Origin of the sequence: Acetobacter sp. UBA5411 (assembly GCF_002409645.1) — a bacterium.
Classification (GTDB): Bacteria; Pseudomonadota; Alphaproteobacteria; order Acetobacterales; family Acetobacteraceae; genus Acetobacter.
Genome location: NZ_DHNR01000019.1, coordinates 379968 through 392798, shown reverse-complemented (window position 1 = coordinate 392798; position 12831 = coordinate 379968). Strand labels below are relative to the sequence as shown.

Sequence of the window (12831 nt, the reverse complement as noted above, 5' to 3'; positions counted from 1 at the left end):
TCAAGATCGGTCGTGATCTTGGCATCTTCGGTTCTGACGCCATTCTTGATGACGCCACCCTCATCACGCTGGGTTCCATCGGCGGCAACTCAGCCCCCGGCAACACCAGCCTTGGTCGTATCGGCGTCGGTTACCTCTATGCTGACTGGATCCCGCAGATCTCCTACCAGTCGCCGATGATGAGTGGCGTGCAGGTCACGGTTGGCGTCATGCAGCCGATGGATGAGTTCAATTTTGCCGGAACCAACAATAACGGCTCGGGACCGGATGCTCTTTCGGCCCAGTCCACTCACCACAGTGCCCCGATGGCTCAGGGCAAGATCACCTATGACTTCACCAGCGGCGACATCAAGGGCCGTGTCTGGGCCGGGTTCCTGATCCAGCATCAGCAGAGGCTGTATTCCTCTGTCATTAGCGAAAGCCAAGGCAAAAGTGCTACGGTTGAAGCTGGGGAAGTCGGTGCGAAGCTCAGCTACAAGGGCTTCGAGGGCGTCGGATATTATTATCGGGCCAGCGGTCTCGGCAGCACGGGACTTTTCTTCGACGGTATTACTCCCGCTGGCAACAAGCGTAACTCCGAGGGCTATTACGTTCAGGGTTCCTACTCGTTCGACAAGAAGCTGCGTCTCGCCGCGAGTTATGGTGTCAGCAACCTCTATCAGGCTCCAGGGGAAATCGATTCCATTCTTGTCCGACGTAATGAGTCTGAAGTGGGTGCGCTGTTCTACAAATGGACAGACTGGATCCAGTTCGTTGCGGAATACAGCCATACAGAATCAATCGCGCACAATGGCAATCGCGGCAAGGACAACTCGGCTTCTGGCGGTGCAGTGCTCTTCTTCTGAGCAGAAAGAAGTATTTGCCGGATAAAGGTGGCGTTCATCAATCATGCTGAGCGTTGAACTTGCCGGAAAAGGTAGTGTTGTCCTGGAGTATCCAAACAGGTTGCATTGCAAAAAACAGTGCAACTTTCAGGCGGTCGATGCATTGAACGCTCGCATCCAATGCCGAGCATTTTCGTCCACAAGACAACGTCGCGTTTTTATGGTAAAGCTGCATCCATGAATACATTCAGATCTCCTCCGAAGGGCGGCGTCACAGACGCCATGGCGCGGACAGCAGCGGCCACGACCGCTGCGCAGGCGAAAACGAAGGTAAAAGACGAAGATCCGTTTCAGGAAGGCGATTCAATCGTCTATGCCGCCCACGGCGTCGGGCGCGTTGACCGGATCGGCGTTGACGAAATTGCCGGGACAAAACTGGAAGTGATCCAGATCTCCTTCCCCGGCAATCAGATGACGCTGCGTATTCCGCTTTCAAAAGCGCGGAAGGCCGGTCTGCGCAAGATCGTCTCTCGTGAGATTGTCGACAAGGCGATGTCCATCATCAAGGGCAAACCGCATGTCAGCAAGGGCATGTGGGCACGTCGTGCTGTGGCCTATCAGGAAAAGATCAACTCCGGTGATCTGGTCCAGATTGCAGAAGTGCTTCGCGACCTGCGCCGGAACGTAGACAGCCTCGATGGCAGCTTCAGTGAGCGCAAGCTGTTCGAAGCGGCTCAGGAACGTTTCGTGGCCGAGGTTGCGGTTCTTGAAAAGAAAGAGCCGGCAGATGTGCTTCAGTCACTCACCGCCGTGATGAAAGCCGCCTGACACAGGAACTGACGTGCTGCTCCCCTCGCCCGCTCCGCTGTCCGAGAATACATCCCTTCCCTCCAGCGAAGCACTGAAACTGCTGCTACGGCGGGCGGGGGTGGAACTGGAAGCCGGACATTTTGCCGAGGTCATGACGGCTCTCAGCCCTCATGGCGGCATGGGATCCGAGACCATCGATACCCTGCTGGGCTTCGCACTTACTGGTCTTGATCGGCATGAAGAAGCCGCTCTCTGCCTTCACTCCGCTTTTCTTCTTGGTGAAGGCAGCAAACACCCGGCTCTCGATCTTGTTGCTCTCTTCGGTCGTCTGAACCGAAGAGAGCAGGCAAGAAAGACGCTGGACGCTCTTTTAGAGACGACGCCCAACGATGCGCGGATACTGGATGCTCTGGGAGAAATCCTGATCTACCTTGGTGAGACCGAAGAGGCGCTGAAGGTTCTGAACCACTCGCTTGATATTCGTCCGACCTCGCCCCTGACAATGAATTTCAAGGCCATCGCGCTCATGGAACTGGGCGAGATCAATGAAGCCACCAAAATATTCAAAAAAGTGCTGAAACTGATCCCAGACAATGCCAGTGCGCTCTCAAATCTGGCCTGTATCTACTCCGCCCTGAACCGTTCTGATGACGCATTGGCTCTCTATCGCTCTGCCATCATTGAACGACCTCAGAACGCGACAATCCGCCTGAATCATTCGATCTCCCTTCTCAAGGCCGGTCGATATGCGCAGGGCTGGGCGGAACATGAATGGCGCCTCCAGCTTCCGGGTCATTCCCAGCTGCCTGCGTCACTGCTGGTTCCCTCTCTGGGAGACGGCGTGGACATTCGCGGCAAGCGTATACTCGTGACGCAGGAAGAGGGCCTTGGCGATACTCTGATGTATCTCCGCTATATCCCGGCTCTGGCCCGTCGTGGTGCGATCGTTCATCTGTGGGTGCCTGAGACGCTGGCAGATCTGTGCCGCCGGGTGGAGGGCGCTGCCGTGGTGCAGGTTGGTGGAAGCGTGCCGGAATTTGACTGGCATTGTCCGTTCATCAGCCTGCCCAGAGTCTTTGTGGGAACGGAGGACGCCATGGGCGACCCCATCCCTTATCTTCATACTGATCCTCAGAAGGATCTGGCGGCGCGTAAATTGCTGCCGGATAACGGCAAGCTGAATGTCGGACTTGTCTGGGGCGGTGCACCCCGCCCTCACCTCAGCAGCGCGCTGATGCTTGACCGCAAACGCTCCACCTCTCTGGAGACGCTTGATCCATTGGGGAAAATAGCGGGCATCAATCTGATCAGTTTCCAGAAAGGCCCTCACGCCGAACAGGGTACGACCCTGCCCTGCGGCAAGGAAATTCTGGACCTGATGCCTTACGCCGATACAATGGATGATACGGCTTCCTTTCTTATGGGGATTGATATTCTGGTTTCGGTCGATACATCGCTCGTCCATCTTGCCGGAGCTCTGGGGCGTCCTGTCCTGCTCATGGACAGGTTTGACAACTGCTGGCGCTGGCTGTCGGGACGGGATGATTCGATCTGGTACCCGGATCTGACGATTATCCGCCAGAAGAAACCCCACAAGTGGGATGACGTGGTCAAACGCGTTGCCGCACACCTTAAAAAGATGGCCGCAGCTCAGAAACGGTCCTGATTTTTTTTCGACGTCTTTATCTGGAATATTGAATGACTGGTTATTTGGGAGGCTGGAAAGCCAATCCCGTTCGCGAATGCCTTGCCGGCATGGTCGCGACCTTTGCTCTTATCCCCGAGGTCATCGCCTTTGCCTTCGTCGCAGGCGTTGATCCTTCGGTCGGCCTTTATGCTTCCTTTGTCATCAGCATCGTCATTGCCTTTACGGGCGGTCGGCCAGCGATGATTTCTGCGGCAGCAGGTTCGGTCGCGCTCGTTGCTGCTGGTCTGGTCCATGCACATGGTGTGCAGTATCTGCTGCTGGCGACCCTGCTCTGCGGCGTCATTCAGATTGTGTTCGGTCTGCTACGCCTGCATGTGCTGATGCGGTTTGTATCCCGGCCAGTGCGGACAGGCTTCGTGAACGCTCTGGCTATTCTGATCTTTTCGGCACAGCTGCCGCATCTGACTGGCGTGTCGTGGCAGACATGGATGCTGCTCGGGATCGGGCTGGCCATCATCTACGGCGTTCCTCGTCTTTTTACAGCAATCCCTTCTCCGCTCATCTGCATCGTGGTGCTGACGGTCATCGTCACGCTGTATCCGATGCCGGTCGCACGCGTGTCAGACCTTGGACATCTTCCCGACGGACTACCTCTTCCAGTTCTGCCGCATCTGCCGTTCACATCTGAAACACTGGAAATCGTCTTCCCGGCGGCGCTTGCAATGGCCATGGTGGGGCTGTTGGAAAGCCTGATGACGGCGCGTGTGGTGGATGATCTCACGTCCACGCCATCCGACAAGCGTCAGGAATCCATCGGCCTGGGACTGGCGAACTGCGCTTCCGGCCTGTTTGGTGGCATCGCAGGCTGCGGCATGATCGGCCAGACAGTCGGCAATGTCCGTTATGGCGGTCGCGGAAGGCTTTCGACACTTTTCGCGGGTGTGTTTCTGCTTGTGCTGATGGTGCTGCTGCGTCCGCTTGTCGCACAGGTGCCGGTAGCCGCTCTGGTCGCCATCATGGTGATGGTGTCAGCCAGCACTTTTTCCTGGTCGTCTCTCAGGGAAATCACTTCTCACCCGCCTCTCGCCAGCACGGTCATGATCGTGACTGTCGTAGTTGTCGTGCTGACCCACAATCTGGCGGCGGGCGTTGCCGTCGGCGTCCTGCTCAGCGGCGTATTTTTCGCTTCCAACGTGTCGTCGATGCTTAAGGTCGATAAGACACAGGATGCCCGGACAGGATCGGTGCATTACGCCGTCAAAGGCGAAGTCTTCTTCGCCTCGGCAGAACTGCTGGAAGATTCCATCGAGTATGGCGAACCGGCAGCTGGTAATGGCACGGCCGTGACCATCGACCTGAGTCAGGCTCATATCTGGGACAGCACGGGTACGGGAGCGATTGAAACAATCGTCACCAGCCTGAAGGAACGCGGGTATGTGGTGCAACTGACGGGGCTTAACCAGAAGAGTAGCAGCCTGCTTGAGCGCTGCTCTTCGATCCCGGGCTAAAAGCCGGTTTGTTTCTGGCGACCAACTGCCATCAGAGAAGAACAAAAGCCGTTACCTGAACAAACAGGTAACGGCTTTATCGTTTAAGGCGCTCTCTTGCTGGCCGTCTTGATCACGACGGAATTTCTGGTGTCGCTTTTAAGAACAACGTCACAGGGCAGCAGAGGCTCAGTTCATGGGCTGCTTGTCAGGAACCTTATACCAGGTCGGCGGCTGCTTTCCGTGATGATGCTTGGAGTGGAAACCATATTTCCTGTCTGCATCATCGTCAGCGCAGGCGGAAATGGTGCAGGCCAGCACAAAAAGCATCAGCCAGCGTCGCCAGCCAGCCGTGCCTGACGTTAGAATAGTCTTCTTCATTGTGTCGTTTCCCGAGCTTTGAAGGGCTGGATTGGGGCCATGGACCCGGCTTCACGCATATACTGCGCGGCCAGAGGGTCGGTGTCTGCGTCTGTCCCGGCTCTTGCACCGAGGCTCTGGGCGGCCTGAGCCAGAAGCGCGTTCGCACGCTGTCCCTGCCCTGCCTGCCGCGCCGCCTGCGCTTCCAGCGCCAGCGCACGGGCCATCGCCCTGTAATCTCCTGTCTCACGACGCAGGGAAACAGCATCTGCCGCATGGCTCATGGCCTGCTGCGGGTTGCTGTTCAGGGAGTAACAGGCCTGAAGCTCCGCCAGATCGCCTTTCTGCACCGCAGACTGCGGTGGTTTGGCCGACTGGATTGTCCCGATTGCCGACATAAGCGTCGCACTGTCGTGCTGTCGTGCTGCGACTAGTCCCTGCACAAAGGCTCCGCGCAAAGCGACATCCGTATCCGGTGACTGGGTGGCGACCCGGGCTTCGCGTGCTGCGGTGCCAAGATCATTCAGACGAAAGGCCGAAGCCGCCGCCACGAGACTGAGCGCGCTGGAGCCTGATTCGACCGTCTCTGCTCCGTGCGAACTCTGAGGCAGTCCACCGGCTTCGGCATGCGCCTCGCTTCCCTGACGCATGGCCAGAGCAGAGCGGGCGTTCTGCACGGTCTGAAGCGCATCTGACGGTTCGTCCGCCGCAAGCTGTGTGACGGCAAGATTGTAGGAAGCATCGCCAATGGCGCCTACATCGTCACGACGCAGGGCTAGCCTCATTGCTTCACGATAGGATTTCTCTGCAACGGAATAACGCTCGATAGCCAGAGCCTGACTGCCTGCGTCCATGGCCTGCTGATAGGCCACGTCCTGATCCTGAACCGTCTCGTCTTTCGTTGACCCCGCACAGCCTGAAAGGGTCGTGCACAGCAGCAGTGCTGCGATCAGGGGGACTTTCTTCATGGTGCCACCTTTCTAGCTGGCAGCCGGTTTTTGCTCTTCTGCGGATGACCGCCGAGCAGCCACAGCCCTTTCAGCTGGTCCGTGAGTTTCTGTAGGCTGTAAAGCGTTGTCTGAGCCTGCGTGAGCATGGCCGGAACGTCGGACACGCTTACATCCACGTTCTTGGTGATGGAAGGCAGTCTCGGCGTGGCGTTCTTCAGGTCATGCGTGGCGGATTTCACATTGGCCATCGTGGTGTCGGTCTTGCTGAGGATGGCGCGAAGCTGCTCCTCTTCCGGCCGCAGACGATTGATGACCTCGTTGAGAGAAACGATCATCGCTTCAGACTTACGCACCAGTTCGTCGTTGGTCAGCAGCTGGCCAACGCTCCCCTTGCCCGCATGCATGTCCGTGATCGCCTCATCCAGCTGCGCCATCATGTGACGGGCGCTGGAGAGCGCGGGCATGATCTGGGCCTGAATATCCTTCAGGGTCTGGGTAATCATGTCCGTCGGGCTCGGCTCGGTGATGGCGTTGATGACGGCATAATTCCAGTCCATCGCCTCGCCTGAACCACGGGTCAGATCGAGATAACTCGCTCCCGCCACGACAAATGCTTTCCGAATGACGGCCTTGCTGTCACGGCGCAGGAACGGTTCCACCTGCGGATCGAGATCCACCAGAGCATACATGCCGCCGGTCGGATTCAGCTTGATGGCGCGGATCGTTCCGGCGTGTGCACCGAGGATCTGCACATCGCCTCCCACGGTCAGACCACCGACGCCAGTCTCTGGTAGCACGACGCGCAGACGGGCGGGCGGGCTGAGCCAGTCACTGAGCACGCCAGCCTCGATAACCGCCGCCGCGAAAAGCACCATGGCGATCAGAACAAGCAGACCAACCCACTCGTCAGCATAGCGCAGATGAATAAGAGGGCGGCCTTTCTGCCGTAACCTGACCTGAAACATCAGCGTATCCGTACCGTTAAGAGACCATCATCCGCCAGCCGCCACAGGGCGCTGACCGCTTTGCGATAGGGCTGCCACACAGTTGTGTCGCGGACAAACCAGACGACTGCCGCCCCTCTGTCACGTGCTTCTGTCAGACATTCAAAGAATGCCCCTGAAATATCCACGGGACTACCCTCCAGAGGATCCTCGATCAGGAGCAACTGGGGCTGTCCCAGAAATGCCCGAACACAGGACGCCCTTACCAGATCCGCACTTGAGAGACGGCGCGGTGTTTCAACGGGAATACCCGGCAACCCGAACTGGGTGCAGAGACGGGCGGTTTCCCCTGTCAGATCCTGCACCGAAACGGTTGTGTGATGCAGTTCCTTGAACATCATACCCACATGGGTGCCGAACAGATCCGTCCATACCGGTCTGCGGGTGATGCGTCCGATGCGACCACGCAGGGCATTGCGGTGCCGGTCATCCAGATCATTCCAGTTCATGTCCATGAAACGCGCACTGCCGTTGCGCAGATGCACCATGCCGGAACACAGATCGGCGAACATGGTCGCTCTCGACATGTCGCGCGTCTCAATGACGGCGCATTCGCCGGGCATTACGCGCAGGGAAAGCGGCACGGGCGGCAGGCTGCTCTCGTCAAAGACCGGCGTGGCATCCGCCAGTTCGAGCATGGGACCGGTGAGGTGTTTCATGCGTCACTCTTTTCGGAAAAGAGTGACAGAATGCGGTTCTCAGACAACATGCCTTCCAGCCCCCTCATACCTTGAGGCTGAAAAGAACGCTGACCGTCATCACGATCAGAATGCCGCGAGAAAAGCCCCGGGGGAGCATTGTCCGCAGGGAGTCTTCGTTCGACGCCGTCAGACCGCTCACGCAGCAGCCCAAACCCACGAGAAACCCAACAACAACAAACTTGAGTGGGATCAGCAGATAATCTGCCGGGGTCATGGCTGTGACCACGTCATAGTAGAACGAAAAAAGTGAGTTCGAGAGCGCCCCGGATGCACGGCTGATGATGTAGCCCGTCGTCAGGGACGCGAGGGAGAACATGATACCAAGCGTAAAGCCCGCCACCGTGAAGGCCAGTGTTCTCGGGAGGACGAGCAGCAGGAATGGATCGAGACCTTCCGCCTGCATGGAACGGATCTGTCCGCCCGTCGTAAGCATCCCGACTTCAGCAAGAGAAAGCATCCCGCTGCGACCCAGCATCAGGATACCCACCAGAATAGGCGCCAGTTCCCGCACAATGACGCTCACCAGAACGGACCCCGTCATCTTGGCCATCCCGGCGAAACCGAGCCAGTAAATCGCCTGGGACACCACGCCAACCCCAGTCAGGGAGCCCATGACCAGAGTGCTGAGAAGGCCTTTCCCGGCGACATCCGAGAGCGTGAGCTGGAATTCGTATCGGACAGTCCGACGCCAGGAATTGCCGCGCACGCTTTCGCGCAGCACGCCCCACATGGTTCCCAGCATGATGAGCAGAAACCAGACCTGCTTACGAACCAGCGCGCCGAGCCAGCCAAGGAAATAGACAAAACGCTCGCCAAGCGTTGCGTCATCCCGTTGCGTGTCATCGGGATGGAAGGTTTCCGGCGGAACACCGAGCCCATGCGCGATGCTTCCGGGATCATCCGGCAGAGTGCCTTCTGGCGCTCTGTGTTCGTCTGGCGGGCCGCCCTGCCCTGTCGGTTTGTCTGTCACCGTCTTGTCGCGAGTACGTAAACCCGCCCTATCCCGGCACTCGGCGCATAAAATGAACCACGGCTATGGAACAGATAATGTTCCCGAAGCGCCTGATACACCCGCTCGGTGACTTCAATCGTGCCGACATCCGGCGCGCCCTGCGCCATGAGTTCCGCAAGAGTGACCGCCTCTCCCCACAGGTTGAAGATCCTTGGATCAGTGCCAAGCTCGCCGCCCATTGCGGGACCATAATCCATGCCAATGCTGAAGATCGGCTCAATATTGGCGGAGGACAGCAGCAACATGCAGGCTTCACGCAACACGAGCGCCGCTTCAGCCACTCTCCAGATCGCTGTGGAGTCAGGCTCCTTGGTGCAGCCCGCCACGCAGATCAGTCGGTGGCCCGCAACTTTGACGGAGAACAGGCTGTACCGCTTGGCGATTTCCTGAACCTCGGACGCGATCCGGTCAATCAGAGGCAGAAGCGAAGATGTATCATCCCCGTTTTCCATAACCGGATCGGAGAAGGTGACGACCATCACAGCCACACTGGGGAACTGTCCCTGCCCAACTTCACCACTGGCTGTCGTGGCCTGCATGAGCGCCGCATCAAAGCGGGGCGCTGGCAGTTTCTGAACCTCCGAAGCATCTGCCGCCGACACCTTCTCCGGCTCAGGTAGCTCCGCCATGCCACCAAAGCGGATGGCCGCGATCGAGGCCACAATTTCCAGAAAGTAGCTGACTGACAGAGGATTGGGCGCATCCTCAATCGTGATGACACCGACGATATCCGCATGACCACCGCTGGCGCCGCGAATGGGGTAGAGCATCAGAGAAGATGTGCCACTGTCGCGCATGACGACGCGCTCGTAAGCAGCGGTCCTCTCGTCTTTTGCCGCCGCCGGCACCAACACAGGCACCCCGGCGTCCACAAGTTTGAAGAAATCCTCCATATCCTTGCGAGACAGGTCGAAACCACCGGAATGAGCTTCCTGTCGTGCGCCGAAGCTGTCCTCACAGATCAGCGCCATACCGTCATGCAGCAGCCGCCACAGGGATGCCTTGCGCCCCTGCGTGATGTGAGCAATTTCTTCCGTCAGGGCCAGCGCCTCGCCGTTGACGTTCAGCAGATCTGGCGTGACAGCAATCTGTTGCAGAGCGGAAGTCTGTGTATTCGTCAGGGCTTTTTCGTGCCTGAGTTCTTTGGTCACGCGTTCCGTGCGCCGCCCCTGACGGGCCAGCAGCGCTGCAAGCACGCTCGCCAGCACAATGATGATGACGGAAAACTGGAAGCTTTCCCGCCCGCTCTGCCGTGCAAAGCTGGCGAAATCATTTTCAGGAGCGACAATCAGCAGAACCCAGTGATCGGACGACGGCAAAGTCTGAGCCATGCCGATATAGTTCTTGCCGTCATAACGGAACGGATGAGAGCCAACCCCGCGAACCCGGTACGTGTCATAAACGCGCTTGAAAGTGCCCTGCGTCGCCGGATCCAGCGTCATTTTGGCCGGGCCCCCCTGAGACCGCTCGACGACTGACTGGAAGCCATGCCCGGCGATGATGCGACCATTGCTGTCCAGAATGATCGCCGTGCCGTTCTGGCTGATTTTCAGAGCATCCAGAAAGTCGCTCAGTTCGTTCAGCGAGACATTGATCGCGAAAACTCTCTGGACCCCGTCCTGACCCACAAGAGGCACAGACCCAGTTACGACCAACTGCTTTGTCGACGCGTAAATTGTGGGAGGGGTCCAGGCGAACCCTTTTTTCTCCACGGCATCATGATACCAGGGACGGATGCGTGGATCATAGTTGTCTGAAGTATTCTCTTCCGACCGGATTTTCTTGCCTTTTTCATCATAAAAATCGTGATGAAAAACAGCCTTTCCATCGACAATCCTCAGATCGGTATATTCGAGGCCTTTTCCATCAGGGCTGCGTTCAACCAGCAGGAAGCCTCCCGTCTGGTCGCCCATGTAATAGGATTGGATTTGCGGGACGAGCCGAAGCATCGTGGCGCCGTAGGAATAGAAAGCGCCTCTTGTTACCGCGACAGGAGCATGGCTGATGAAATCCTGCGCGAATGAGCCGCCAAGCGTGGCTGCACCCATGTAACCGGTCACATCCTGCACAACGTAGCGCTGCACCGACTGAAGCAGCTCATGCGTCAGTTTCAGAACGCCCGCACGCGTGGTGCGGTAGTTGTGCCAACCGATGCCACCGATCGCCAGCAGGATGAGCAACACTGTTGCAACAGGCACCACGACCTGGATGAACTTCTGACGCAAGGAGACGTCTGTCTGCTCTGTCGGATCGACTATCTCATTCGCAACCAAAAGCTTCGTGTTCCTCTAGGCTTAGACGCGCAATGCGGTGTCATACACCTGAAGCGTAGCAGATTAACCAATTCTTAACAAAATGGTTTCCACCACAAGATTGTCATTGCACAGGCACCAATGGACGATGCCGCCAGCGCAAGGCCCAATAGGCCACACTCGTCAAAAAGACCGCAGAGAAACTGGCCGTATAACCAAACCATACTCCCCATGCGCCGTAATAATGCGCAAACATATAGCCTGCAGGCAGCTCCACGAATGCAATGCAGCCCAGCATGATACCCATCGGTGCCACAGAATCACCGCTTGCCCGCATGGCCGAACCCAGCACTCCGCCCAGAGACAGAAGAACCGCGCTCCCCATGACTGCCCTGAAAGCATGAGAGGCAAGAGCAATGACATGCGGATTTGACGTAAACAGTAGCGACACCGTCTCGGGAATCAGCATGACGATCGCCGCCAGCGCGCCCGTCATGAGCAGTCCAACCAGAAATCCGATCCGGAGAATATCCCGGGCGCGCTGGGGATTCCGTGCGCCGATGGCATGAGAACACATGACAGAAACGGTTATGCCGACAGCCATGCCCGGATATTCGATATAGGTCAGGGTTTGTGTGAACAGACCATACGCCGCCGTCATCTCGGAACCGAACCCATTGATTCGACCGACCAGAACAATCTCGGCGAGACCCTGTGTGGCGACTTCGACCATTGCTGGAAAGCCAAGGCGGATTACAGACCACAGCACCTGACGTTGCGGCACAAGTTCTCTCAGCATGCCCAGACCCGGAGCAAGTTCATGTCCGGACTGTTTCAACCAGATACCAGCCAGCAGAAGCGCCAGTACCCAGCCGAAAATGGCGGCGACAGCTGCCCCTGAAAGTCCCAGAGAAGTTTTTAGCAGAATAGGTGTCACAACAAGCGAGACAACAATCTGAAGTCCCATCATGACAAGCGGTCGGATGTTATCCCCGGCGCCACGCAGCGTGATCGCCACGGTCACCACCAGAATCAGGGCTGGTGTTCCCGCCAGAAAGACCCGGCAATATTGTGCTGCGTGATCCGTGATGTTGGCTGGCACACTGAACAGCCGAAGCATGGGCCACACCGCCCATTGTCCGGCGATCGCCACAACCCCGCCCAGAACGATCGAAACAGCCACGGCAGCGGACGCCATGGCGCGAGCCCGCTCCGGATGCCCGGCTCCCCACAACTGCCCGACAAGAACGCTTGCCCCCGATCCAAGCCCCACGCCACATGAAACGAGAATAAGCAGTAACGGATAGAACGTGCTCGCCGCGGCCAGATCCTCAGCCCCTAACAGGCGACCGATATAGACGTTGCCAATTGTGCTTGCGATGGATTGCAGAACGCAGTCCATCAGGACTGGCAGCATGAAGATGAGAAAAGACTTCAGCAGTGTCCGCGTGGCGTCGTCGCCAGTCTGATCGGCGCTGACATATGTCGCTTGTTTCTCGATGGACGGAACTTCCCTCGGCATTACGTGTCGTTCACCGCTTCACTGCATCCGGAAAGAGGCATTCGTAACGATGGACCAGCCTCGTTACGCTCAAAATGCCCGGATCAGGCAAAATGATCTTTGTATAATATATTATATTGTTTGCTGTTATCAGAAAATGAAAACACCCCCGAGAGTGTTTTACTAAAGTCTGACAATTTCAGATTTGCAGGAAACTGGTGCTGCTGGCGAGGATTGAACTCGCGACCTCTCCCTTACCAAGGGAGTGCTCTACCACTGAGC

The 12831-nt window shown here is 57.5% G+C and carries 10 protein-coding genes and 1 pseudogene; 4 read left to right on the top strand and 7 right to left on the bottom strand.

Going from position 1 to position 12831, the window contains the following annotated elements:
• The 4 genes and pseudogenes from B3759_RS06990 to B3759_RS06975 form a co-directional block, all read left to right on the top strand.
• Window positions 1–845, top strand: a pseudogene (locus tag B3759_RS06990) (porin); the annotation flags it as partial.
• A gap of 216 nt (window positions 846–1061) precedes the next feature.
• Complete coding sequence (locus B3759_RS06985; protein ID WP_026200274.1) at window positions 1062–1652, top strand: CarD family transcriptional regulator; 591 nt, start codon at window positions 1062–1064, stop codon at window positions 1650–1652.
• Between the two features lie 13 nt (window positions 1653–1665).
• Complete coding sequence (locus B3759_RS06980) at window positions 1666–3300, top strand: tetratricopeptide repeat protein (RefSeq protein WP_291364968.1); 1635 nt, start codon at window positions 1666–1668, stop codon at window positions 3298–3300.
• A gap of 32 nt (window positions 3301–3332) precedes the next feature.
• Entirely contained in the window at window positions 3333–4790 is a 1458-nt protein-coding gene (locus tag B3759_RS06975; protein ID WP_291364966.1) for a SulP family inorganic anion transporter, read from the top strand.
• Window positions 4791–4958: 168 nt separating this feature from the next.
• Here B3759_RS06975 and B3759_RS06970 read toward each other — a convergent pair whose 3' ends face one another.
• The 7 genes from B3759_RS06970 to B3759_RS06940 all read right to left on the bottom strand — a co-directional run bounded on the left by B3759_RS06970 (window position 4959) and on the right by B3759_RS06940 (window position 12570).
• Complete coding sequence (locus B3759_RS06970; protein ID WP_291364964.1) at window positions 4959–5150, bottom strand: hypothetical protein; 192 nt, start codon at window positions 5148–5150, stop codon at window positions 4959–4961.
• Complete coding sequence (locus B3759_RS06965) at window positions 5147–6097, bottom strand: hypothetical protein (RefSeq protein ID WP_291364962.1); 951 nt, start codon at window positions 6095–6097, stop codon at window positions 5147–5149. The genes B3759_RS06970 and B3759_RS06965 overlap by 4 nt, the downstream gene beginning before the upstream one ends.
• The gene (locus tag B3759_RS06960; RefSeq protein WP_291364960.1) at window positions 6094–7044 is read right to left on the bottom strand and encodes an MlaD family protein; all 951 of its coding nucleotides are present in this window, start codon (window positions 7042–7044) and stop codon (window positions 6094–6096) included. Before B3759_RS06960 ends, B3759_RS06965 begins: the two co-directional genes overlap by 4 nt.
• Window positions 7044–7742 carry an ABC transporter ATP-binding protein gene (locus tag B3759_RS06955; protein ID WP_010666400.1) on the bottom strand — a complete coding sequence of 233 codons (699 nt, stop codon included), beginning with the start codon at window positions 7740–7742 and terminating at the stop codon, window positions 7044–7046. Before B3759_RS06955 ends, B3759_RS06960 begins: the two co-directional genes overlap by 1 nt.
• Before the next feature lie 64 nt (window positions 7743–7806).
• Window positions 7807–8754 carry an MlaE family ABC transporter permease gene (locus tag B3759_RS06950; protein WP_291364957.1) on the bottom strand — a complete coding sequence of 316 codons (948 nt, stop codon included), beginning with the start codon at window positions 8752–8754 and terminating at the stop codon, window positions 7807–7809.
• A complete protein-coding gene (locus B3759_RS06945; RefSeq protein WP_291364954.1) occupies window positions 8751–11069 on the bottom strand; it encodes a cache domain-containing protein in 2319 nt (772 codons plus the stop codon). The genes B3759_RS06950 and B3759_RS06945 overlap by 4 nt, the downstream gene beginning before the upstream one ends.
• Window positions 11070–11172: 103 nt before the next feature.
• Window positions 11173–12570 carry an MATE family efflux transporter gene (locus B3759_RS06940; RefSeq protein WP_291364952.1) on the bottom strand — a complete coding sequence of 466 codons (1398 nt, stop codon included), beginning with the start codon at window positions 12568–12570 and terminating at the stop codon, window positions 11173–11175.
• Window positions 12571–12831 lie beyond the last annotated feature (261 nt).